A 24,150-nucleotide genomic window follows, 5' to 3' on the forward strand; every position below is an offset into this window, starting at 1 on the left:
GACAGGCCATGAGGGTGGTCGGGATCGCCACATCGGTGAGCCTTCTCGGAGGCTGCCTCGTGGTCGGACCCGACTACAAGGCTCCCCAGCTTAACCTCCCGTCGAAATGGGGTAGCAATCCGCGCAAGGCTGAGGTTCGGGCGCCTGAACTGTCGCGCTGGTGGGAGCGCTTGAACGATCCCTTGCTTAACAAGCTGATGGCCGAGGCCGTCGCCGGCAATCTCGATGTGGCAACTGCTAAGGCAAAGATCCGGGAAGCCCGCGCCACCCATAAGCAGGCGTTCGGGAGCTTGTTTCCTTCCGTGGAAGGCACCGCATCGGCGAACCGCGGCCGGGCCGACGAAGTGGTAGCCAACGACTTCAAGGCCGGGTTCGACTCCAGCTGGGAGTTGGATCTGTTCGGCGCGAACAAACGTTCGGCGGAAGCGGCGCGGTTCGGCATCGATGCAGCTGAGTGGGAATTGCGGTCGACGCTGCTAACGCTCGTTGGCGACGTCGCCACCTATTATACAGAGGCCAGGGGCTATCAGGCGCGCATTGCTCTTGCCAAGCAGACCGCGTCGTCGCAGGCCAATACTGCGAAGTTGACCCGTACCAAATTCGACGCCGGCACCGCCTCGGCCGTCGACGTCGCCAATGCGGAGGGCCAGGCGGCCAGCACGGCTGCGGATATTCCGACGCTGGAAAGCGCCTATACCGAGGACGTGCATCGTCTGGCCGTCCTGACCGGGCGGGAACCGAGCGCGTTAACTGACCAGATGGCAAAAGGCGGCCCCATCCCCGTGCCGCGGCTGCCGATCCCGACCGGCGTGCCCGCGGACGTCCTGCTGTCGCGACCGGATGTGCGCGCGGCCGAGCGGCAATATGCGCAATACACGGCGAAGGTCGGACAGGCGCAGGCGGCGCTGTATCCGAGCGTCAGTCTGTCGGGCAACATCGATACGGAAGGCGTCAAGATCGGCGATCTCGCGAAAGGCTCAGCGATCAGCTGGTCCTTCGGCCCCTCGCTCACCGTACCGATCTTCCAGGGCGGCCAGCTTCGCGCCGCGGTGGAAGTGGCTCAGGCTCAGCGCGATCAATATTTCATCGCTTACAAGTCTGCCGTACTGACGGCGCTTGAGGATGTCGAAAACGCCATCGTCTCGCTGAATAATCAGCGTATCGCCTATCGCAGGCGAAGCGTCTCGGCGAAGGCTTATATCGAGGCGTCACGGCTCTCGAATGCACTCTACCAATCCGGTGCCTCCAGCTTCCTGGACGTGCTGACGGCCGCGCGATCGGCCTATTCCGCCGAGGACGCCCAGATTCAGGGCCGCGTCGCGATCACGACGGACTATGTCGCGCTGAACAAGGCGCTGGGCGGCGGCTGGGACGGCCAGGTGGACAGCTCGAAGCCTGAGATCGTCGACACTCATACCGGACCGCATCTCGCGAAGATTCAGGAATAGCGCAATTGAGTCCGATGAACGACGGCGGCGGCGGCATGGACAGCGCCGCCCCTCGGCGTCGCTCTTTGCCAGAGCTTTTCGCTTCGCTCCGGTCGGTCGGATGGCCGCCATCCGATTGAAGCCGACATGCCCGCCTCCGCCCGTCGAGTAGAGCGGCTACCGAGCTTTCGCAGATTTTGTGCGACGTTTTGTTGACGGCGAAAAGAGGAACCGATGGTTCCTGAATCCATCATCTTTGGTCGCGCGTCGAGACCCTGCTGCACGCCAAAGAAACCCCCGACCTTTCATAATAATCGTCGCGCCCACCGGGAGATCTTGAGGCGAGGTTTTCCGCCTTTGTTACGATATTCCCGCGAGCACTGAGCTCGCGCCGACCGTCTCACAACTGATCCCATAAAAAAGCGGTCCGCCATAGGCGGACCGCGAAGTGCCCCCTGGGGTGTCGGGGGAGGAGGTCAGGATATTTTATTGTTGGTTACCAGGAGCGCTTCATCCAGAGATTGACCGCCCACGCGTCACCATCGTCTTCGTTCTTGACGGCGGTGCGTCCGTCGGAGACGTCGACATGAGAGTACTGGGCGTCGAGCATCAGATCGAGGCCCGTAACTGGGGTCCAGCCCGTCGAGAACACGCCGCGATAGGCATCGACCGTGTAGTTATCGAAATAGCCATCGCCATCATATGATGCATATCCGCCGGTGACAGCCGACCAGACCGCTGGCGTCCAGACATGCTTGTAGGAGGCGAGAGCAGACCAGCTCGAGCCCGGGGCAGCCGACGCGATGAAGCTCTCATCGAGTGAAGAGGTCAGGTTGGCGACCGACGTGCCGCCGGAGATGCCGGTATAAGAATTGGCGTTGTCGCCATAGTTACCCGTGATGAAGAACTTGTCGCCGGGCGAGAAGGCGTCGAGAGCAAATTCGACACTGCCGCCGACCGCAAAACCGGTCTTCGCCGTGTAGATGTAGGGATTGAGCTCACTTCCCGCGCCAGTACGATCTTCGGCATTGTTCACATAGGCTGCGGCGATCTTGGTCGAGAAGATGCCGGAAGCATATGTCAGCGCAGCGACGATGTCCGGAATGTTGTCCTGTCCGCCGGAATAGTACGTCCCGTCGGATTCCTCGACGCCGTCCGTCGCGCCGGCGGAACCACGGTCACGTTGATCTTCGACCGAGAGCGCCAGTCCGAAGCCGTTCACGGCATACGTGACCTGGATGTGGTCAGTGGTCTGGTCCGAACCGAATGAGCCGGTATCCGTGTAGCCACGCCCGAAATCATAAAGCGAGGTGAATCGGCCGGCCTTGACCGGACCGATCGACAGCCAGGCGCTGTCCACATAGGCCGAGTTTGTCGAGGAATTGACGATCTGCGACGCCGATTCCGTGAACGAGCCGCTATTGCCCGACTGAGCGCGGTAGTCCAGGAAGCCGGTGAGATTGCCGTATTCAGTGACCGAAGAAGCGGTCAACTGAACCGATGCCTCGGTGTAGAAGTTCGACCACTGGCTCTTCGGATAGGTTGAGTTGTAGGTTCCAAAGTCAGTGTCGCCAAAAGACGTGCCGAACTTCACGTAGCCGCCGACCTTGATGCAGGTGTCAGTGCCGGGCGAATAGAAGAAGCCTGCACCGAACGCATCACACACTTTAACATAGTCGACCGGCTCGGCGACAGTAAGGTCCGCTGCCTGAGCGCTCCCTGCGATCATCAGTGTGGCAGCAGAACAGAGTAGCTTGGTCTTCCAGTGCATCATCGTTTCCCGTTCAAAAAGGGCTGTGGCCGGGTCGCACAGATTATCCGTGTCGCCAATCGCCCGGCCGGGGCTGGCGACGTGCGATAAAGCTACCATCGATTTTTTCGCCTAACAGTAGTTTTGGCGTGGAATTGAGAGAAGTGGGGTGGAATCGTGACGGTTAGTTGCCCAATAGACACGATCTATTTTATACGATAATACAATAGGCAATGCAGTCTCATGTATAGAAACTGGATATATTATATTTATACGTTCTGCATTAAATGATCACGCAATGTGCCCGAACAAGTTTGTATGTGGCGCTGCATTGCTGGGATTGCCGACTCGTCGTCGCCGGCCTCAATCCCGTTCTGATTGAACGAAAAGGCGCTGGGGAACCGCTTCAACTGACGGGCGAGGAGGGCTGCCGAGGGTGGTATCGTTCCGCCGAAGCAGGCGACGACCAGCGCCATCGGCCATCAGGCGCCGGATCACGATAGGGTCTGCTTTGCGCTCCTGATTTGGCCGATTACAGGCGGCAGTTTGCTACCTGCTTCCCGTCAGATGGCGACCGCGCGAGGTCGGGGTCGCGGCTGGGCACCTTCGTTCCGAAGCCGGCTAGGGATTCGGTTGTCTTGGCCCATGAGAAGCGGCGGCGTCGGGCCTGCTCTTACGCGGCGGCCAGCGAGCGGCAACCGGGGCTGTAGTGGTGAGGGCAGGATCACGCGCGCCCGACGGTGACGGCAATGCCGCCGGGACGTCGCCCAGATTGAACCAAGCGGGGAGGCGCAACGAAGAGGGGGACTGCGGCAGACCTTGAACGCCGCAAGCGATTTGGCGCGGCATGAGATCAAGGCGCCCCTGCAGCACGACAAGCTTCAGATGCACGGTATTCTTCGGAATCCCGATGCATCCAGTAGACGGGGCCAAGAGGCGCTTGATGTCCGCTCAAGGAAATCGCGGCGAATGCAAACCGCTGTTGTCGCCGCGACGAGGCGCGCTCTTTGACGAATTCGTCGGCGCGCTAATTCTGAACGGTGATCAGATGATCGGTGGTGAATTCGTCGATCGCCCATTTCCCGTTGAAGCGGCCGAGACCTGAATTCTTTTCGCCTCCGAACATGACATGCGGATAATCGTGGATGGTTATGTCGTTGATATGTGTCATGCCGGCCTCGATCTGGCGCGCGAAGGCGAGGCCGCGGGCCTCGTTCTCCGTGAAGACCGCGCTCGACAGCCCGAACTCCGTATCGTTGGCGAAGGCGAGGGCTTGGGCCTCGTCCTCTGCACGGATCAGCGGTGCGACCGGTCCGAAGATCTCCTGCTGGGCGAATTGTGACGCGTTGGTGACCTCCGAGAAGACATGTGGCGGCACGACGCGGTGCTGGACATCGCCGGCCAGACATTCGCGGAAGCCCGCTGTCCGGGCCTCAGCGATGCTGTTCAGCACATTGCGGACCTGATTGTCGTTGCAAAGCGGTCCGACGATCGTGTCGGGCTCGTTGGGGTCGCCATATTTCAAGGTTTTCGCTGCTTCGGTGTAGGCGTCGACGAAGCGGTCATAGAGCTTGTTGTCGATGATGATGCGGTTGGTGCTCATGCAGATCTGACCCTGATGGATGAAGCGTCCGATCAGAGCCGCATGCACCGCCTTACCGAGATCGGCGTCATCGAGCACGACCATGGGCGCGTTACCGCCGAGCTCCAGGCCGAGGCGCTTCAAAAGCGGGGATTCGCCGGCGACGCGGGCGATGTGACGTCCGACGGGTGTAGAGCCTGTGAAGGTCAGGACGCGCGGCACAGGATGGCGCGAAAAGGCATCGCCGATCGTCGACGAGGCGCCGATGACGACATTCAGCACGCCGGGCGGCAGGCCCGCTTCCTCATAGATCTTGGCGAGCAGAAGGCCGCCGGTGATCGGGGTGTCGCTGGACGGTTTCAGCACGACGGCGTTGCCAAGCGCGATCGCCGGGGCAACCGAACGATTGGACAGGTGGAACGGGAAGTTCCACGGGCTGATCACGCCGACCACGCCGACCGGCGTCTTGTAGACGCGGGCTTCCTTGCCGGGTTTGTCGACGGCGATGATGTGTCCCTGTGCCAAGGCCGGCATCGTCGCCGCCTCGAACATGCCGGCGCGGACGGCGCCCCATTCGATGTTCGCCTTGATGCGGGTGCTGCCGGATTCCTGGACGATCCAGTCGATGACTTCATCCTTGCGGGCGTCGAGGATCGCCATCGCCCGGAGGAAGAGGTTGGCGCGCTCGGACGGTGTCGTCCGGGCCCAATCGCGCTGCGCCGACTTCGCGGCGGCGAATGCCGCATCGAGATCGGCAAGGCTGGCCATCGATATCTCGGCCAGCACGGCATCGTCGAACGGGTTGCGGTCAGTGACGGCTTGGCCGTCGCGGCCGACACTCCATTTTCCGTCGATATACTGGCCGGAGAAGTCGCCATAGGTCGCTACGCCGAAATCGGCGGCGGGTAAATGTTGCTGCATCGTCGTTTCTCCCTGTTTCGTCTTGGCCTGCCGAGCCGCAGCTCGGCTGCGCCGGATCAGATGCCGAACGTCTTGTCGGATGGAGGCTCTCGCCGAATGGGGATCAACGAGATCCCATAGCGGGCGTGAAGGGTTCCCCAGAGTCCCTTCCTGGCGACCAGCATGACGACCACTGCGACCGAGCCCATCAGGATGAGGTACCAGTTACCGCTGGTGGCGAATGCCTGCCGCAAGCCGAAATAGACAATCGTTCCGACGATCGGTCCCTCGATCGTACCGAGGCCGCCCACGACACAGATGAAGAGCATGATCACCACCCAGTTCGGGTCGAAGCCGGCCGCGGGCAGGATATGGGCCGGTCCGAGAAAATAGATCGCCCCGCAAAGTCCGGTTCCGGCCGCCGAGATGACGAAGGCGATGAAGCGGCTGCGCCAGACGTCGATGCCGAGGCTCGAGGCGGCGACATCATTGTCTCGGACGGCGAGAAGGGCGAGGCCAAGCCGTGACCGCATCAGCCCGGCAAGCAGGACCAGGCTTCCGATAGCCGCGAAGGCCGCCCACCAGAAGCTGATGGGAGAGATCCAGTCAGGATCCATGTCCCTGAGCGCCGAAAGCGTCAGTCCGTTCTGTCCCCCCAGCCAGTTCGACTTGCCGACCAGGATGGTGACGATCTCGGAAAAGACCCACATGCCGATCGTGAAATAGGCGTCGCGCAGGCGGAAAAGGATCGGCGCGACGAGAGCGGCGAGGAGACCAGAAACGAATGGCGCGAACGCGATAGCCACATAGGGATTGACGCCCGCGTGGATCGAGAGCGCGAACATGCCATAGGCGCCCGCGCCGACGAAAACCTGGTGGCCGATCGATAGCAGCCCGGCATAGCCGGACAAGAGATTCCACATCTGCGCCATCGCGAAGATCAGCAGGATCTCGCTCGAGAGCCGCAACAGTCCTTCACCGACGACGAACGGAGCCGCGACCGCACAAAGCGCCAGCACCAGAAGTACAGCAGGCATCAGCAGCAGGTGGTGTCGTCCGGGCGAGCGGGAGAGCATGGTTGTTACTGCCGCCATCCGGAAATTCCCCTCGGCATGATCGTGAGAATGATGAAGAAGACGATGTCGGGGTAGAGAAGCCCGCTGTTTGGATCGATCCTCAGCCCGACCAGATGGGTGACGCCCAGGATCAGGCCGCCGATCAGCGCGCCCCACATCGAGCCGAGTCCGCCGATGATCACGACTTCAAAGGCGATCAACAGACGGTCGCCTCCGGTGAAGGGCGTGATGGTCGAGCGCATAGCGAGCATCATGCCGGCCGCCGCCGACATCGAGAGGGCGAGCGCTGTCGCGACGCCGAACGCGCGTCGATAGTTAACGCCGAACAACTGGACGAACTGCGCCTCGTCGCCCGTGGCGCGGAGAGTCCGCCCGACCCGGGTGTATTTCAGGAAGAAATGAAGCGCCACGAACAGGCTGACCGAGATGACGAAGATGATCACCGGCAGGACGCCCAGCGTCATGCCGAACACCTCCATGCCCTTGAAGCGGAGGCCGCCCATGTTGATCGAGCGCGGCGTGGCACCGAACACCTCGACCATCGCGTTCTTGAGGACGATGGAAAGGCCGAAGGTGAGCAGCATGGGCGGGATCGGGTCCTTGCCGACCACCCGGTTAAGCAGCGTCATCTGCAGGATGAAGCCGATCGCGAAGACGATCACGATGACCAGCGGAACCAGCAGCAGCGGATGGATGGGAATGATGCCGACCAGCATGATACCGATGAAACCGGACAGCACGATGAACTCGCCATGGGCGACGTTGACGATCTTGGCGACGCCAAATGTCAGAGCGGCGCCGAGGCCGAACAGGGCATAAAGACTGCCGACCAGCAGGCCGTTTACGATCGTTTCAAGCCAGGCCATGGTGATCTCCGGTGCCGAAATAAGATCGGGAAATGACCTCGATGCCGAAATCGGCGGGTCGGCCGGTCAGGCTGATCCGTCCCTCCAGCAGGCAGTAGAAACGGTCGGCGGCCTGGCAGGCGCGGACGATGTCCTGCTCGACGAGCATGATGGCCGTGCCGCTGGCCTTGATCTCCGAGAAGCAGGCGTAGATGTCGTTGGTGATCTTCGGCGCGAGCCCGAGCGAGATCTCGTCGCAGAGCAGCAGGCGGGGATTGGTGAGCAGCGCCCGGCCGATCGCCACCATCTGCTGCTGACCACCGGAGATGCGGACCGATGAGCTATGGCGAATGCTCGTGAGGGCAGGGAAGAGCTCATAGACCTTCTTGAGCGTCCAGGCGCCAGCGCGGTCCGTGCCGAGGCCCATCAGCAGGTTTTCCTCGACCGTGAGGCTCGGGAACATCACGCGTCCCTCGGGCACGAGAGCGATTCCTCGCCTGGATATGAGATCGGCCCGGAGGCGCGTGATGTCCTCGCCCGCGAACCGGATCGTGCCCTTCTTCTGGGTATTGAGACCGGCGATCGAACGCAGGAAGGTGCTCTTGCCGGCGCCATTGGCGCCGATCATCGCGACCGTCTCGCCTTCCGCGATCGAGAAGTCGAGACCGAACAGCGCCTGGAAGTCGCCGTAGAAGGTCTGCAGATCGGACGTTTCAAGCAGCGGCGTCATCGACGATCCCCAGATAGATCTCCCGCACTTCCCGGCTGCCGAGAACGGCGTCCGGCGTGCCTTCGATGAGCTTGCGGCCGAAGTGCAAGGCCATCAGCCGATCGGCCGTGGCTGCCAGCGCATGCGCGACATGCTCGATCCAGATGATGCCGAAATCCGGCTTGAGCGATTTCACGAGATCGACCAGCACGTTGACTTCCGCTTCGGTGAGCCCCCCCGCGACCTCGTCGAGGAGAAGAAGCTGCGGCCGGGCCGCCAGGGCCTTGGCCACTTCCAGCCGCTTCCGGTCCAGGAGCCTCAGCCCGCCAGCCAGATCGCGTATCCGCTCCTGGAGACCGACGCGATGGATCACCTCCCAGGCCGCGCTCTCGGCCGCATGGCCGTGAAGCCGCCCCGCAAAGGAAGCCGCCACCAGGACGTTCTCGAACACCGTCAGATCCGGGAAAGGCTGGGGAACCTGATAGGCGCGCGCGATGCCCTTGTGCGACCGCTTGTGCCGCGGCAGATGCGTCACGTCCTCGCCGTTCAGGATGATCTTGCCGCGATCGGCGCGAACGCCGCCGTCGAGCACGTTGAACAGGGACGTCTTGCCGGCTCCGTTCGGGCCGATCACGCCGAGGCACTCACCCCGGGCCACCTCGAAGGACAGATCGTCGACGACGACGATCCGCCCATAGCTCTTCGCCAGCCCTTCGGCCTGCAGCACAATCGTCATGCGACCTTCCTTGTCGGATCCTCGTTCCGGCCCGCAGAGGGCTGCGAGCCGGAGGTCTTCGGCGATGGCCGCCGGTCTCAGCTCTGGCCGAGCAGACGCATCTTGGCGTTCGGCTTGAGGTTGGGCGCGATCTGCGGATCGGCGTAGACGATGCCGAGTTCATAGGGGAATTTCGAACCCTCGGGCGTCTTGCTCCACTGGCCCATCGCGACTTCCGTCACCGCGACGCTCTTGATCTTGGAGTCGCGGAAATTGACGGGGCCGACGACGGTATCGAGAGCCATCTGGCGGATGCCCTCGCGGATGCCTTCCTTGTCGCGCGGATCCTTGGCGTGTTTGAGAGCGGCCAAGCCCACTTCGTAGAGCGCATGCATGTAGCCGAGAGGCTGGGTCCACTGCGCGCCGGTCGCGGTCTCCCAAGCCGTCGCGACCTCGCGCGCGGTCTGACCGGTGAGGCTCGACTTGAACGGCACGTCGGGCGTCCACCATACCTCGCCGGACATGCCGTCACCCATGTCGCCGAGAGCCGCCAGGCTGGTGGGGAACAGGAACGGACCGGCGAAGGTCACGGCCTTCGGCGAAAGTCCCGCCTGGAGGCTCTGGCCCCAGAATGTCTGGAAATGCGGATCCAGCAGGAAGCCGGCGATGATGTCGCACTTCGCTTCCTTGAACATGGCGATCTGGCTGGAGAAGTCATCGCTGTCGAAGCGGACAAACCCGCCGTCGACGACATCGAAGCCCTTCTGCTTGAGGAAGAACGGGATGCCGCGCTGTTGATCGCCGAAGGCGTGACCGGGCGGGATATCGAGAAACAGCACGCCAACCTTCTTGTTGGTAGGCAGCGTCTCCCAGAGACCGACATAGGTCTTCGCGATGTCGGTCGCGCCGAATGTGAACATAAACGACCATGGATAGCCCTTCTCCGGCGTCGAATTGCGCGCCTCGATGAACGGCTCCCACTGGTTGATGGTGGAGACGAAGGGGACGCCCTTCTGGTCGGCGATCTCGCCGGCGGCGAAATGGGAGTCGCCATCGTCCGCCAGCAAAATATCGACCTGATCCTGCAGGATAAGGTCACGTCCGACTTCACCGGCGCGGGTCGGGCTCGATTGCTGATCGCGCATCAGAATTTCAACGGGGTATTTCGTGCCGCCGATCTCCAGCCCGTCGCGCAGCAGGGCCTTCATCGTATCAACCGTATACTGCGCGGGCTCGCTGAAGGTCGCTCGGGGACCGGACAGGGATGTGATGTAGCCGATCTTGATCGTGGTCTCGGCCGCTCTCACGATATTGGGAGCGAACAGGTTGAGAGCCGCCGAGCCGCCGACGAGCGCCGAACTCTGGATCAACTGCCGGCGGCTCAGGCCGCGCTTTTGCGTATCGTCTGTCAATTGAGGTCTCCTCCTCGTGTGACACTTCGAAATCGCCTGTCTCGCAGGCCCTGGTCGTTTCCCGGGCTCCTCCCGCCCGGCATTCGTCTCGTCAGAGGATCGCCGTGGTGCCTCCATCGACCGGGAGCGATGCGCCGGTGACATAGGACGCGGCGTCGGACAGCAGCCAGACGACGGCTGCGGCGACTTCCTCGGGCCTGCCTATCCGCTTCAGCGCCGAACGCCCGGCCATGGCCTTGATCTGGTCGGACTGGGCGGCCGCCTGGGTGAGCTGCGTATCGATGACCCCGGGGCAGACCGCATTTACCCGGATCCCGCGCGGGCCGAGTGCGTCCGCCATGGATGCAGCCATCAGCCGAACGGCGCCCTTCGTTGACGAATAGACGGTGGTAATCGCCGAGCCCCGCAGTCCGCCCATGCTGGACGTGACGACGATGGAACCGGCACGACCGCGCTGGACCATGTCCTGGGCCGCCGCCTGTGCGGTGAAGAAGGCTCCGTCCAGATTGACGGCGGTGATGCGGCGATAGTCTTCCTCGCTGACGGTCAGAACATCCTCTGAAAGCGCGATGCCGGCATTGCACACCATGCCGTCGACGCCGCCGAACGGCGCCGCGGCGGCGATGATCGCCTGCGCATCAGCCTTCTGGCTGACATCGGATGCGATGAAGCTGCATTCGACGCCGAGCGTCGTGATCCGCTCGCACGTCGTCGGCCCGCCCTCGCGCGGTGTCTCGCGAATGTCCGCAACGATCACGGCGCGAGCCCCGGCCTCCGCCGAGGCGATGGCGATGGCGCGGCCGATGCCGCTCGACGCGCCGGTGACGACGATCACCTTGCCGCTCAGGAGCTGGGGGATTGTCATCGGCCCTAGAGCTCCAACCCGGCGAGCAATTCGACGAGATGTCCGTCTGGATCGCGGATAAAGCAGATGGTCGCGCCGTCCTTGACCGGACGGAAAGGGGGGCCTTCCGGTGAGATGCCATGGCGAGCGAGTTGAGCGAGCGCCTCGTCCATGTCATCGACGGTGAGTCCGATATGCGACCGCGCCGTGCCCGCATTCGGTGCGGGATTGGCAAAGAGCTGCTGCAGCTCGACACGCGGCCCGTCGCCCGGCAGCGCCATGAACGCCACTTCGCCAATCTTCTTCTGCTCAGCGTCGCCCATCGGCATGCGCACATGTACGGCAAAGCCGAGCTTCTCGTAGAACGCCACCGAACGATCGATGTCGCTGACGTGATAGCCCGTGTGAACTGCGTTCCTGGCGACCATTTCCGCCGTCCTCCCCTTTGTCCCGCTAAAAGACGTCGACCATCGAGCCGCCGCCATCGACGACGACCGCTTCGCCGGTGACGAAAGACGCCCATTCGCTCGACAGGAACGCGATGACCCGGGCGATCTCATCCGGCTGTCCGGGACGGCGAAGGGGATAGCCGGACGTCGCCCGGTCATACATCGCCGCACGGGTCAGCCCATGTTCTCCCGCGAAATGGTCCATGACCTGATCCGCCATCTCGGTCTGGACGAGTCCTGGACAGACGGCATTGACGCGCACGCCCTTCGGCCCGTAGTCGGCGGCCATTGCCTTCATCAAACCGAGCAGGGCGTGCTTGGCGGCGATATAGCCGGTGGCGCCGCTCACGGCGCGCAGGCCCGCCAGCGACGCCACGAGCACGATCGCGCCCTTGCCCTCGATCAGATCCGGCATCAGGCATCGGCTGGCGATGCGGGCCGTCTCGAGATTGGTGGTGAGCGCCTTGCCCCAGTCTTCGTCGGACAGATCGAGAAGAGCTGCATTGCCGCCGCCGCCCGCGGCATTGACCAAAATGTCAGCCTTGCCGTGATGCGTGTGCAGCAGGGCGAGCGCAGCCTCCATATCGGGGGCACGCGATGCATCGCCACAAGAGATCGGCGACTTGGTGCGCTCGCCAACCTGCTGGAGCGGTTCGAGTACCGGGCCCATCAAGACGCATCGCGCGCCGAGCTCTATGAAAAGCCTGGCTGTGGCCGCACCGATCCCCGATCCAGCCCCGACAATCAGCGCGTTTTTTCCATCCAGGCGCATAGTCAGTGTCCGCCGTTGTTTCGGCGCGGCTGCGCAAGGCCGATGCGGCCAAAGGCCGGCATTTGCGGATGAGGAACAAAGCCGACGCGGACATCGAGCACCGCCGGCACATTCGACGCGATGGCGCGGGCGAAGGCGGCATCGAAATCGTCAAGATCGGTCACGACCTCGCCGTAACAGCCGAAGCCACGCGCGATGGCAGCATAGTCGGTGCCATCAAGTGATCCGCCGAGCTCGAAGCCGCCGAGCTTCTGGCCGAAGGCGATGATGCCCCAGGCGGCGTTGTTGTGAATGATGTTGATGACGGGGAGGCCGTAGCGGCGCGCGGTATCAAGTTCAGCCAGGGTGAAGCCGAAGGAGCCGTCGCCCGTGATGTTCACGACCGTCTCGTTCGGATGAAGGTGCTTGAGGCCGATCGCGAAAGGTGTGCCGAAGCCAAGCTGCGCCATGCAGGCATCGTTGAAGCGCGTCCGCGGGCGCTCGGCCGGCGTCAGCGCGTTGCTCCAGAACGTCGTGTGCCCGCCGTCGAAGACCACGAGCCCCTTGTCGCCAAGCAGCGTTCCGATGCGGCGGGCGAGGGCGGCGGGATGAATTAAGCCGTCGATCGTTTCCGGCAGGTCTTCAAGCGCCCGGGAGTAGCTGGCGAATTCGGCGGTGAGTTCGGTCGTCCAGCGGTTGGGCAGCAGCGGCGCGCTGATTGCCGCGAGCGCGCCTGACAGTTGGCCGAGCACGGCTCGGGCATCGCCGAGCAGCCCCACGGCGAGCGGCGCCGCATTGCCGAGCCGTGTCGGGTCGATATCGATCTGGATCAGTTGCTGTTCGGGCCAGCCGCGGACCGCCGGGCGGTCGACGTCCCACATATAGGACGAGAATTTGCAGCCGACGGCGAGGATGACATCGGCCTCGTGCATGGCGCGATGGATCACCGGTCCTCCGATGACGCCCGAACTGCCGATGAAACCCTCATAGCTGGACGGTACCGCGCCGACGCCGGTCATGGTGGAGGTGGCGGCTGCGCCGAGCCGGCTTATGACGGTCATCAACTCGGCCTGCGCATCGGCATGGCAGACGCCAGTGCCGCCGATGATTAGCGGCCGCTCGGCCCGCGCCAGGATCTCGGCGGCACGCTGCACCGCCGCGGTTTCGGCTGGCTGCCTGCCGGAAGGCAGGAAGTGTGAAAGTGGGGCATCGAGTTCGTCGAGGCCGAAATCGTCGCTCTCGACCAGCACGTCCATTGGAATGTCTAGGTGCACGGGGCCAGGGCAGCCGGTCAAGGCATGGCGCAGGGCTCGTCGGACAAGAGCCGGCAGGCGGGAGACATCGTTGATCGTCGCGTTCCAGGAAGTCAGCCCCTCGAACAGCCGCTTGTGGTCGGCGTCCATCAGCTTGCCTTCATGCGGATAGGCGCTGATCAGCGGCACGTTGGTGGTGATGGCTAGGAGAGCGAGATTGTTGTTGTGCGCGACGCCCAGTCCGGACAGCAGGTTCAGGCCGCCGGGACCCTGCTCGCCGAGACAGACGGCGATCCTGCCCGTCGAATAGAACTCCGCCGCCGCCATGAAGGCGCCAGCTGCCTCGTGGCGCGCGCCGACATATTTGATCGCATTGCCCTTGCTGATCGAGGCAAGAAACGGCCCGAAGGCCCCGCCGACGACGCCGTAGACGTTCTGAATGCCGCTTGCCTTCAGCACGCGTTCGAGTGCCTGGCCGCCAGTCAGTCGGATCTTGTCTTCGGACGCTGTCGCCCGGTTGCTGATGTCGTGCATGGTTTCCTCCCTGCCGATCCAAGTGAGCTCCCTCTTCACAAGGCGGCAACAAGCTCCCGGTTGTTGCTGACGCCCTTGCGGGGCGCCGTGATGCTGGCGATCTTGGGCAGAAGCCCGTCGATCTGATCAATCGGCGTGGCGGCGGCAATGAACCGGTCGCGGCGGACCAGAAGGGCGTGGCCGAGATAGGGGCGCATCGCCGGGGCGCTGAAGAGCGCGGTCGCGTCGCGATAGATCGGAATCGGGGCTTCCACGGGATTCATCCATTCGGGCGTCAGCCCGATGACAGCCGCTCCGGCGGCTTCGAGGCGGGCAACTGTCTCGGCCGAGATCGCACGATCGGGATAGTCCTCGAAGAGGAGGACGACCGGCCTGTCCGGCAGGACCGCGTCCAGCAGGTGTCGGCGGCGGCGCACATCCTCGACGATCGGCTGCGGTATGAGCCGCCCCACCATCGTCTGTCGTTCGGAGCGTCCGTCGGCCCACATCAGGCCGGCGCGAAAGCGAGCCTTGGGCTTGTATCGCATCTGCGCGAAGTAATCCCGCGCCGGCGGGTAGAGTCCAAGGCCGCGAAACGCTGCCCGCGTCAACGCCGCCTTGGTGGCATTCTCCGGCATCATCACCCGGCCCATCCTGAGCGCCAGCGTGATCATCTCCCAGGCGTGCGGCTTTCTCTCGGTCTCATAGCTGTCGAGGACTGCATCATCGACCGGCCCCCGCAGCGCCTCGGCCAGCTTCCAGCCCAGATTGTGCGCGTCCCGAAGTCCGCTGTTCATTCCCTGCCCGGCGAAGGGAGGGGTCAGATGGGCGGCGTCCCCGGCGAGGAAGATGTTGCCGTCACGCCAGCGCGTCGCCATCCGGGCATGGAATGTGTAGACCCGCACGCGCTTGAACACAGCGTCCCGGTCAGGGCCGACACGTGAAAGCAGGTCGCGAACGAAGGCTTCGTCGGTGGCCGCCTTCTCGTCCTCGTCCTGATGCAGCATGAACTCGTAGCGCCGAATATTGTCCGGCCCCGGCAACGAGATGCACGGGCGTGCCGGATCGCAATAGACCTCGGTGTGGCGAAAGCGATTGTTGGTGCGGACGAGATCGACGATCAGCCAGCGCTCGGCAAAGGTCGAGCCCTCAAGCTTGATTCCAAGCTGGCTCCGCGTCGGGGAGCGACCACCATCGCAGGCGACCATATAGCGGCCAGAAACCGCTCTGGTCGCTCCGGCGGCATCGATGATCTCCACGGTTGCGCCGGTGTCGGTTTGGCTGAAGGCGTTCATTTCCCAGCCAAACCATTGACGCACATGCGGATATCGATCGAGGCCAGCGCGCAGGACGCCTTCGAGCTCCGGCTGCTGGAAGCCGTTGCGCTTGTCGAAGCCATACTCGCGCGACGTCGGCTCAACGGTCAGAAACAACTCATGCTTCGGCGACAGATATCGCGATCCATAGCCGCGAGCGACGATCGCCTCGACGGCCTGCGAGAGGCCGATCGCCTGCATCGTGCGCATCGATTCATCGTCGATCGATACCGCGCGCGGTTCTTGAACGGTCGTCAGGTTTCGCTCGATCAGGGCCACCGAGACGCCCATGCCGCCGAGAAGGTTGGCGAGCGTGAGCCCCGTGGGCCCGGCGCCGACGATCACGATGTCGGCGCTTGATGCGTCATCCTTCGACTTCATGACTGTTCCTCACCGGGTGCCATTTGCGCGCCGTCCAGGGACGGGCCTTCTGCGACAGACCGTTTCAAGGCTCCACGGCGATGGGGTTGACGAGCAGTCCGACGCCCGGAATTTCCACCTCGAAGACGTCGCCGGACTTCATGAACACCGGCGGCTCGCGTCGGTCGCCGACGCCGCCCGGTGTACCCGTGAGGATCACGTCGCCGGGCCGCAGGGGCGTGAAGGACGAACAGTAGGAGATCAGCGTTTCGATCGGGAAGATCAGGTCGGCCAGCGTGGCTTCCTGCATCACCTGGCCGTTCAGCCGACCAACGATCTTCAGAGTGCGGTAGTCGCCGACCTCATCGGGTGTCACGAGCTGAGGTCCGAAGGGGCCGGTGGACGGGAAATTTTTGCCCGGCGTGAACTGGAAGGTATGACGCTGCCAATCGCGGATCGTGGCGTCGTTGTAGCAGGCATAGCCCGCGACATGCTCCAGCGCGCGGTCCTCGGGGATGTAGCGGCCACCCCGGCCGATCACCACCGCGAGCTCGGCCTCATAGTCGAGATGATCCGATACGCGGGGCTTCAGGATCGGCTGACGGTGGGCGATTTGCGTGTCGGCGAAGCGCGTGAAGATGGTGGGATGCTTGGCATCCGGGCGCTTGGTTTCGGCCCTGTGCGTTTCGTAGTTGAGGCCGACGCACAGAATCTTGCCAGGATCGGGAACTACCGGCAGGAGCGCGACATCCGCCTCGGTGAATTCTGCGGGGCGGCCGACAACAAGGGGGGCAGCCTCGCCGAGAAGATCGGCCGCAATTGCCTGCCGAAGCGACGTGATGCCGGGACGAATCCGGCCTGTCAGATCGACAATGCCGCCGTCGACACGGGCGCCAAATCCAGGCAGGCCGAGGCGTGTGTAGCTGACGAATTGCATTATCGCGTCTCCAATCTGCAGGCCGGTTCAAAGCACAAGGCGTCCAGATCTTTCCGGATTTCGTGCGGGACTGGCTTTGTGGGTCTTGTCCGGTGCTCGGCCGAGAAGGACGGAGGCACAGCTGACGCGCGTCACCGTGTGTTGGCTGTCACTGGCAACGCAAGCTGTATGGAGGAGCGACCGGATGGCCCCAGGCATCGGGGCGAAAAGCCGTCAAGCACATTGGATCCTCCCGCAACTTATTGACGTGAGGATTATCACATAACGGTAATTCGTCAATCGTTGTTCGACTTAATTTCCGATTATGAGATTTTGGCGACTGATCAGTGCCTTGTGGTGCGGGACGGCGACTGGGAAAAACCGACAGGGCGAGGCAGATGGAGCCGGGGCGGGCGATCAAGGATCGGTGCGAGACCCGGCTCGACGTTTGCCTAGTGCTCGGCCGGCGCCCAACTGCCATGGAGCGACATGCGCAGGCGGAAGGGCAGCTTGACCGTCGCGATCGGGCCTTCGTCGAGGTGCTGGGCGTCGAGCACCACCAGGTCGGTCACCCGGTCGCGAAGCCGGTTGGCGAGCGCCATGACATAGCCTTCACCCTCTGCCGCGTTCTCGGACTTCGGAACAAAGATGGGCTCCTGGAAGCAGGTCTGGTCGTCCGAAAACCAGGTCTTGGTCTTCTGCGTCGCGACATCGACATGCGCCAGCATGTTGAAAAACTGGAATGGCGGCGGCCCGAGCCTCTCGCCGTCATAGGGCTTGGCCGGATCGAAGGCGATGACGAAACCGTGCCGATAGGGGCGGCCCATATAGCGGTCGTCGCTCTTGGGAAACTCGCATGGGAACTGGGTCAGCGGCGTCGATTCGAGGTTGTTGCCGGGCCGGCCCATATCGAAGGTCCAGCGCGTGAGCTGTGACTTCAGCGTCTCGGGCGGCGGAACGCGACCATCGGACTGCGGAAAGAAATAGAAGATGTTGCCGGACGTCACGGGCATGTCGACATAGACGCGGCCCTTGCCATCGTCGAAGGCATTCAGGGTGTGCCCTTGAAAGCCGTTCGGCGCCGTGAACCAGCGGACATCCTTCGCCTCGCCGTTCCGCGGCAGGACGCCGAACAACTGTTCCAGGCCTGGCTGCCACTGAAAGTGCCGACCGCCCTGCTTGATCCGATCGAGATCAGCGGTGAGCGGCATCAGTGGGAAGATCACGTAGTTCTCGGTAACGGCGAAGTCGTGAATCATCGCGGCATAGGGACCGCGCAACCATGTCTCCCGCTTCTTCCGGCCCGTTCGGTCGATCTCATAATAGACGATGTCAGGCGTCGCCTCTCCCTTCGCCTCGTAGCCGAAGCAGAGCAGGTCTCCCGTTTCTGGATCGATCTTGGGATGTGCGGTGAAGGTCGCGCTGGTCAATTGGCCGTTGAAATCCCAAAGGCCACGTGTCTCCAAGGTGACGGGATCAAGCGCGTAAGGCGGGCTGTCTTCTTTGAGTGCCAGCAGAAGGCCGCCATGCCGCACGACATTGGTGTTGGCCGTGCTGTTGGAGATACCGGCCACCGACGGGTCGTTGGTAAAGGTATTGCGGTAAACGCCATGCAGCGACCGGCGCTCTGCCCGCTGGGCGAGCAGCCGCTCCGTCATCACATAGCGACGCCGGAAGTCGACATGGCCGTTCTGGAACGTGAAGCTATGGATGCAGCCGTCGCCATTGAAGAAGATGTCCTGGCCCAGCATCGGCGGGAACTGGGGGTCCGGAGCGACCTGGTAGAACACGCCATCAATCGTGGCCGGCAGATTGCCCTCGACAATCAGGTCGAAGACGTCGCCCTCAAATCGGGCAGGTTCGTAGAGGGCGCCCGAAAACTCAGGCTCCGCAGGGAATGGCACGGTCATCGGTTCCTCCAAACTGTACAACTTTGTACGGTTATTTGGCTTACATCTGCCGGCGATATCCGTCAATAATAGGCGTACGGATGTGTACGGAGAGGAGCTGCCTTGCGGCCTAAAAGTGAGACGAAGCGCCGTCAGTTCATCGCGACGGCGGGTGGCCTTTTTCGCGAGCACGGCTTCGGCGCCGTGAACATGGCCCGCATCGCCGCCGAGGCAGGGGGATCGAAGTCGACTCTCTACAATCACTTCCCGACCAAAGAGGCTCTGTTCGAAGCCTATGTCGTCGAGGCCGGGCGTGAGCCGTTCGCATCGCTGGCCGATGCCGACGATCCCGTCGAGAATGTCGAGGCGGCGCTTGCCGCACTGGCTCGCGCCTATCTGCAACTGGTGCTGTCGCCCGACGTCGTGGCCATCAATCGGCTTGTGATTGCCGAAGCCCCCCGCTTCCCGGAGCTCGGGCGGATCTTCTACGAGAACGGCCCCCGGCTCACATTGGATCGGTTGGAAGCGAGGCTGGCGCAGATCGCGAGTTCCGGCGCGCTGCAGATCGCCGACATTCCAGCGGCGGCGCTGCGCCTCAAGGCGATTGCCGAGACCGATCTCTATGAAAAGCGCCTTTGGGCTCTTGGTCCGGAGCCCAGCACAGCAGACATCGAGAAAGCGGCGACAGACGCTGCCAAGGCGATAGCGATCCTCTATCGCGCGCGGACGCCATAGAGATTTGGCTTTCCGCCGGCTCTCCATCGCGCGTTCGGCGGCCTAGTAGGGCAGCCCGACATAGTTCTCGGCCACGCCGGTCGAGCCGATGGGTGAGGTCGCGATATAGTCGAACTCGGCCCGCTGCATGCGCTGCTCGAACGGCGTGTTGGCCGGAAAGTGATGCAGCAGGCTTGTCATCCACCAGGAGAACCGCTCCGCCTTCCAGATGCGGGCGAGCGCCCGGTTGGAATAAGCGTCAAGTCCCGCATCCGACTTGTCACGATAGTGCTCGATCAGGCCCTGCGACAGGTAGTGGATATCGCTGGCGGCGAGATTCAGCCCCTTGGCGCCGGTGGGCGGAACGATATGAGCCGCGTCACCGGCGAGGAAGAGCCGGCCGAAGCGCATCGGCTCGGCGACGAAGCTGCGCAGCGGCGCAATGCTCTTCTCGATCGACGCGCCCGTCGTGACCGCTTCTGCCACGTCAGCCGGCAGGCGACGACGAAGCTCATCGAAGAACCGCTGGTCCGACCAGTCCTCGACCTTTTCCTCAAGCGATACCTGGACATAATAGCGGCTGCGCGTCATCGAGCGCATCGAGCACAATGCAAAGCCACGGTCGGAGCTTGCATAGACGAGCTCATGTGCGGCGGGAGGCACATCGGCGAGAAGCCCGAGCCAGCCAAACGGGTAGATCCGCTCGAATTCCCGGACCGCTCCATCCGGAAGGCTGCGGCGCGAGACGCCGTGAAAGCCGTCGCAGCCGGCAATGAAGTCGCATTCAATCGCGTGCGACACCCCATCTTTCACGAAGGTGATGCGAGGGGACTGGCCATCAAAATCGTGAAGAGCGACATCGTCCGCTTCATAGATCGTTGTGGCGCCGATGGCAGCGCGCGCCGCCATCAAGTCGTGCGTCACTTCGGTCTGGCCGTAGACCGTCACCGTCTTGCCGCCTGTCAGCCCCTTCAGGTCAATGCGATGGCGGCGGCCGTCGAAGGCGAGCGAAAAGCCGTCGTGGACGAGGCCGTCGCGGTGCAGCCGTTGGGCGACGCGTGCGTCTTCGAGCATCGCCACCATGCCCTGTTCGAGAACGCCGGCACGGATGCGCGAGAGAACATAGTCGCCGCTCTTGCGTTCAATGATGACGTTGTCGATGCCCTGCAACGACAGCAATTGGCCGAGCAGAAGTCCTGATGGGCCCGCGCCCACGATCGCGACCTGAGTTCGCATGTCTTATCCTCCCCTTGCGACGACAGGCGAGGCCGACATCGCAGTTGGTGCAGTGTCGGTCGATCCCGACTTGACGGGAATGGAGCATTCGCGCAGCCTCTTGGACAAATCGAGCATGGATGCGCTATGTCGTCGACATCAGTTCCGGCCTATTGGCTCTATGGCGAACGGCGTGAGGACCGCTTTCCCGATGCGCTGCATATCGAGACGATCGATGCTCGCAGCGCCATCAACAACTGGCGCATCCAGCCACATCGGCATCAGGACATGCACCAGTTCTTTCTCATCGTTGGCGGTGGCGGCAGGGCGCGGATCGATGGCGAGGCGCTCACGCTCGGCCCCGGCACGGCGATGCTCATCCCGCCCTTCGTCATTCACGAGTTCTGGTTCGAGACAGGAACGGAAGGCTATGTCGCCAGTGTCGCGGAGGCGACGCTCCGCCGGTCGCTGGAGGCGGATCCAGGGGCTGCGTCAGCACTCGCGCGGCCGCGTGCGTTCGATAACCCTGAGGAATCGGACGCTTTTGGCGCCTTGCATGGCATAATGCGGGCGGGACTTGCAGAGTTCGCCCGCAATGCGCGCAGCCGAGACATCGGACTGCAGGCCTATGCGATGCTGCTGGCAACCTGGTTCGCCCGGGCGGCGCTCGAAGCCTCGGTCTCGCTCGAGCCTTCAGCCGACAGTCGCTCGGTCCTTGTTCGGCGTTTTGTCGAGTGCATCGAGGCGGAATTTCGCAATCATCTGCCGCTGGAAGCCTATGCGCGCCAGCTCGGCGTCTCAGTGCCACACCTGACGCGCTGTTGCCGGGAAACGCTTGGCCGGTCCGCGATCCGCGTCATTCATGACAGGCTGATGCTCGAGGCGAGGCGACATCTCGTCTATACCTCGATGAGCGTTTCGCAGATCGCTTTCGGGCTTGGATTTTCCGATCCGGCCTATTTTTCGCGCTTCTTTGCCGCACGCGCCGGTCGGTCGCCGTCGGACTATCGATCCGACGGCTGATCGGGTTCGGCGTCAGGCAGGAATTGCATCGCTGCGATCAATTGCGCGGCGTGTCGCAGCGCCGCTCCCGTCGTGATGGCCATCGTCGGCAGGACCAGCCATTCCAGCGTCCATGCCGCGCCGGAGCGTTCGTTCTCATGGACCAGCGCCTGGTGCAGCGTGCCGGCAAGGCCGGCATTGAAGCGGGCGAGGGCGGTCAGGACCTCCGCGTCGACGGGGTTTGATTTGTGTGGCATGGCGGACGAACCGCCGCCGCCGGCGATCTGGACGGCGGCGACTTCGTTCTGCGCCATCAGTGCGATATCGGCGCCGATCTTGCCGAGTGTCCCCGACACGAGCGAAAGCCAGCCGCCCCATTCGATGATGCTGTCGCGCGCCGTATGCCAGGCCGGAGCCGCGGAAAGACCGAGACGTTCCGCCAGCTTCTCCGCGATTAAATCGCCCTTGCCGTCGAGGCCGGAGCGGGTGCCGACCGGCCCTCCAAATTGCACGACGAGCAGTCGCGGCGTGATTTCGGCGAGTCGCGCCTCATCGCGCTCCAGCGGCCGCAGCCACGTATCGATCTTGTCAGCGGCCGTGAACGGCAGCGCCCGCTGCATGCGCGTCTGAGCCATGAGGGCGACACCGCCATTGATCTCCTGCAGGTGTCGAAGCGCGCTGATCAAGGCCGCAAGACGAGCGCTGAGTTCGGCAATGATCGGCTTCAGCCTCAGGATGAGCGCGGTATCGACGAGATCCTGGCTGGTCGCCCCGAAATGCAGCCATTTGCCGTGCGGCTCACCTACTGCCGTCCGCAGCAGTGCGACAAAGGAAGGCCCGACGACGCCATCCTTCGCCATGCCGGCCCGAAGCGCGTCGAGCGGCGGCCGGAACGCATGACAGGTCGCCGCGATGGCAGCGGCAGACTCGGATGGGATGATCCCAGCGTCAGCTTCGGCACCGGCCAACGCCGTCTCGAAGGCCAGCATGGCCTCGATCTCGCTGCCTTCGGAAAAGAAGGCCTCGATCGCCGCGTCGCCGGCGAGTGCGCTGAGCAGGCTGGTCGTCATGGTTTCCGTTCGGATCGGGGTGAGCGGTGCGACGGGCGGTGGACCTCATGCCCACGCGCTGCCCGCTATATGTCGAAGAACACTGTTTCCTTGTCACCCTGAAGATGAATGTCGAAGGTGTAGGTGGGCTGGCCGCTGTCGTCGGATCGCGCTGCGATCAGCGTCGGGACGCGGCCGCGATGCTCGATCCGGGTCAGCACCGGATCTGTCGCATTGGCCTCTTCCTCGTCACCGAAATAGAGCCGTGTGTGCAGGCCGATATTGATGCCGCGCGCCACGATCCAGAACGTGATGTGCGGCGCCATCGGCCGGCCGTCGAAATAGGGGGCTGAACCGGGCTTGATCGTTTCGAAGCGGAAATCGCCAGTCACGCCGTCTACTGGCTGGCGGGCCCAGCCGGTGAACGCAGGATCAGCAGCGCCGCGATGCTCGCCACGTCCGGGATAGAGGCCATCGGCGTCTGCCTGCCAGATTTCGATCAGCGCGTCCTTCAGGATGTTGCCGCCGCCATCGAAGACACGGCCAGTCACCACAATCCGTTCGCCCCTGACGGCCTCGGGAACAGTTTCGGAACCGAGATCGGCGGCATAGAGGCCGTGGATTCCGATGAAGTTCGGGTTGGTGCCGATATGAACATAGGGGCCGGCGGTCTGCGACGGGCTCTCCTTGAGCCTTCCGAGCTTCTGGACCATCAATTGCCCTCCTTGCGGTTCTCGAACATCGTCGCGCGGCTTCCGCGCAGCACGATGTCGAACTTGTAGGCGAGGGTGTCCATCGGCAGCGATGCCGCGCGGTCGAGCGCTGCCACCAGCGTCTCCACCGCTTCGCGGCTCGGGATGCTCATGACGATCGGGCATTGCCAGATCATCGGATCCCCCTCGAAATACATCTGCGTGATCAACCGCTGGGCGAAAGCGTGGCCGAAGACCGAGAAGTGGATATGGGCCGGCCGCCAGTCGTTGACCCCGTTCGGCCAGGGATAGGCGCCCGGCTTGATGGTCCTGAACCAGTAGCGCCCCTCCTCGTCGGTGATGGTGCGTCCGCAGCCGCCAAAGTTTGGATCGATCGCCGCCAGATAGGTTTCCTTCTTGTGGCGATAGCGGCCGCCTGCATTGGCCTGCCAGAACTCGACGAGCGCGCCCGGCACCGGTCGTGCATTCTCGTCCAGAACACGGCCATACACGATGATGCGAGGACCGATCGGATCGCCCGTCGTCGCGTAGTTGCGGATGAGGTCGTTGTCGAGCGGGCCTAGCATGTCATGGCCGAAGACCGGGCCCGTCATCTCCGAGATCGTGTTGCCGAGCGAAAGCAGCGCCTTCTGCGGAGAGCGCAACACGGAAGTCTTGTATTCGGGGGTGAACGCTGGGGGATGCCAGGCGCGGTCGCGCTGAAAGAACGCGCCGTCCTGATAGGATGCATTGTCGTTTCGCATGAGTGGA

At 63.3% G+C, this 24,150-nt stretch carries 21 protein-coding genes; 3 read left to right on the forward strand and 18 right to left on the reverse strand.

Translation table 11 applies throughout. From position 1 onward, the window contains the following. Positions 1 to 8: 8 nt before the first annotated feature. Complete coding sequence (locus BUB39_RS20375) at positions 9 to 1,448, forward strand: efflux transporter outer membrane subunit (RefSeq protein WP_073057455.1); 1,440 nt, start codon at positions 9 to 11, stop codon at positions 1,446 to 1,448. A gap of 475 nt (positions 1,449 to 1,923) precedes the next feature. Here the strand turns inward: BUB39_RS20375 and BUB39_RS20380 are convergent, their stop codons facing one another. The 14 genes from BUB39_RS20380 to BUB39_RS20450 all read right to left on the reverse strand — a co-directional run bounded on the left by BUB39_RS20380 (position 1,924) and on the right by BUB39_RS20450 (position 18,728). Continuing rightward, positions 1,924 to 3,201 (reverse strand): porin, encoded by a 1,278-nt coding sequence (locus BUB39_RS20380; protein WP_244540324.1) that lies wholly within the window; start codon positions 3,199 to 3,201, stop codon positions 1,924 to 1,926. A gap of 1,003 nt (positions 3,202 to 4,204) precedes the next feature. After that, entirely contained in the window at positions 4,205 to 5,680 is a 1,476-nt protein-coding gene (locus tag BUB39_RS20390; RefSeq protein WP_073057465.1) for an aldehyde dehydrogenase family protein, read from the reverse strand. Between the two features lie 56 nt (positions 5,681 to 5,736). Continuing rightward, complete coding sequence (locus BUB39_RS20395; RefSeq protein ID WP_244540325.1) at positions 5,737 to 6,753, reverse strand: branched-chain amino acid ABC transporter permease; 1,017 nt, start codon at positions 6,751 to 6,753, stop codon at positions 5,737 to 5,739. Then, complete coding sequence (locus tag BUB39_RS20400) at positions 6,741 to 7,601, reverse strand: branched-chain amino acid ABC transporter permease (protein WP_073057471.1); 861 nt, start codon at positions 7,599 to 7,601, stop codon at positions 6,741 to 6,743. The genes BUB39_RS20395 and BUB39_RS20400 overlap by 13 nt, the downstream gene beginning before the upstream one ends. Then, positions 7,588 to 8,310, reverse strand: coding sequence for an ABC transporter ATP-binding protein (locus BUB39_RS20405; protein WP_073057473.1), 723 nt, complete (start codon positions 8,308 to 8,310; stop codon positions 7,588 to 7,590). The genes BUB39_RS20400 and BUB39_RS20405 overlap by 14 nt, the downstream gene beginning before the upstream one ends. Then, positions 8,294 to 9,025: an ABC transporter ATP-binding protein gene (locus tag BUB39_RS20410; RefSeq protein WP_073057476.1), complete on the reverse strand. Its 732-nt coding sequence runs from the start codon at positions 9,023 to 9,025 to the stop codon at positions 8,294 to 8,296. The genes BUB39_RS20405 and BUB39_RS20410 overlap by 17 nt, the downstream gene beginning before the upstream one ends. A 77-nt stretch (positions 9,026 to 9,102) precedes the next feature. After that, complete coding sequence (locus BUB39_RS20415; protein WP_175561916.1) at positions 9,103 to 10,416, reverse strand: ABC transporter substrate-binding protein; 1,314 nt, start codon at positions 10,414 to 10,416, stop codon at positions 9,103 to 9,105. Positions 10,417 to 10,507: 91 nt separating this feature from the next. After that, positions 10,508 to 11,281, reverse strand: coding sequence for an SDR family NAD(P)-dependent oxidoreductase (locus tag BUB39_RS20420; RefSeq protein WP_073057479.1), 774 nt, complete (start codon positions 11,279 to 11,281; stop codon positions 10,508 to 10,510). Between the two features lie 5 nt (positions 11,282 to 11,286). Next, positions 11,287 to 11,688, reverse strand: coding sequence for a VOC family protein (locus BUB39_RS20425; protein ID WP_073057482.1), 402 nt, complete (start codon positions 11,686 to 11,688; stop codon positions 11,287 to 11,289). Positions 11,689 to 11,713: 25 nt separating this feature from the next. After that, a complete protein-coding gene (locus BUB39_RS20430; protein ID WP_073057484.1) occupies positions 11,714 to 12,481 on the reverse strand; it encodes an SDR family NAD(P)-dependent oxidoreductase in 768 nt (255 codons plus the stop codon). Positions 12,482 to 12,483: 2 nt separating this feature from the next. Then, positions 12,484 to 14,247 (reverse strand): thiamine pyrophosphate-binding protein, encoded by a 1,764-nt coding sequence (locus BUB39_RS20435; protein WP_073057487.1) that lies wholly within the window; start codon positions 14,245 to 14,247, stop codon positions 12,484 to 12,486. A gap of 35 nt (positions 14,248 to 14,282) precedes the next feature. Then, complete coding sequence (locus tag BUB39_RS20440; RefSeq protein WP_073057490.1) at positions 14,283 to 15,923, reverse strand: bifunctional 3-(3-hydroxy-phenyl)propionate/3-hydroxycinnamic acid hydroxylase; 1,641 nt, start codon at positions 15,921 to 15,923, stop codon at positions 14,283 to 14,285. A gap of 64 nt (positions 15,924 to 15,987) precedes the next feature. Continuing rightward, positions 15,988 to 16,839 (reverse strand): fumarylacetoacetate hydrolase family protein, encoded by an 852-nt coding sequence (locus BUB39_RS20445; RefSeq protein ID WP_073057493.1) that lies wholly within the window; start codon positions 16,837 to 16,839, stop codon positions 15,988 to 15,990. A gap of 431 nt (positions 16,840 to 17,270) precedes the next feature. After that, positions 17,271 to 18,728, reverse strand: coding sequence for a carotenoid oxygenase family protein (locus BUB39_RS20450; RefSeq protein ID WP_073057496.1), 1,458 nt, complete (start codon positions 18,726 to 18,728; stop codon positions 17,271 to 17,273). Positions 18,729 to 18,830: 102 nt separating this feature from the next. Here BUB39_RS20450 and BUB39_RS20455 point away from each other — a divergent pair, with 102 nt between their 5' ends. After that, positions 18,831 to 19,442, forward strand: coding sequence for a TetR/AcrR family transcriptional regulator (locus BUB39_RS20455; RefSeq protein ID WP_073057499.1), 612 nt, complete (start codon positions 18,831 to 18,833; stop codon positions 19,440 to 19,442). Between the two features lie 42 nt (positions 19,443 to 19,484). Here BUB39_RS20455 and pobA read toward each other — a convergent pair whose 3' ends face one another. Continuing rightward, positions 19,485 to 20,657 (reverse strand): 4-hydroxybenzoate 3-monooxygenase, encoded by a 1,173-nt coding sequence (pobA, locus tag BUB39_RS20460; protein ID WP_073057502.1) that lies wholly within the window; start codon positions 20,655 to 20,657, stop codon positions 19,485 to 19,487. A 126-nt stretch (positions 20,658 to 20,783) separates the two neighbouring features. Between pobA and BUB39_RS20465 the strand changes: the two genes are divergently transcribed. Beyond that, positions 20,784 to 21,659, forward strand: a complete 876-nt coding sequence (locus tag BUB39_RS20465; protein WP_073057504.1) for a helix-turn-helix domain-containing protein — start codon at positions 20,784 to 20,786, stop codon at positions 21,657 to 21,659. Here BUB39_RS20465 and BUB39_RS20470 read toward each other — a convergent pair. The 3 genes from BUB39_RS20470 to pcaH all read right to left on the reverse strand — a co-directional run bounded on the left by BUB39_RS20470 (position 21,641) and on the right by pcaH (position 24,143). Then, complete coding sequence (locus BUB39_RS20470) at positions 21,641 to 22,708, reverse strand: 3-carboxy-cis,cis-muconate cycloisomerase (protein ID WP_073057507.1); 1,068 nt, start codon at positions 22,706 to 22,708, stop codon at positions 21,641 to 21,643. The genes BUB39_RS20465 and BUB39_RS20470 overlap by 19 nt on opposite strands. A 65-nt stretch (positions 22,709 to 22,773) precedes the next feature. After that, positions 22,774 to 23,400 (reverse strand): protocatechuate 3,4-dioxygenase subunit alpha, encoded by a 627-nt coding sequence (gene pcaG, locus BUB39_RS20475; RefSeq protein WP_073057510.1) that lies wholly within the window; start codon positions 23,398 to 23,400, stop codon positions 22,774 to 22,776. Further along, positions 23,400 to 24,143 (reverse strand): protocatechuate 3,4-dioxygenase subunit beta, encoded by a 744-nt coding sequence (gene pcaH / locus BUB39_RS20480; protein WP_073057512.1) that lies wholly within the window; start codon positions 24,141 to 24,143, stop codon positions 23,400 to 23,402. The genes pcaG and pcaH overlap by 1 nt, the downstream gene beginning before the upstream one ends. Positions 24,144 to 24,150: the final 7 nt, after the last annotated feature.

Source organism: Kaistia soli DSM 19436, assembly GCF_900129325.1.
GTDB classification, from domain to species: domain Bacteria; phylum Pseudomonadota; class Alphaproteobacteria; order Rhizobiales; family Kaistiaceae; genus Kaistia; species Kaistia soli.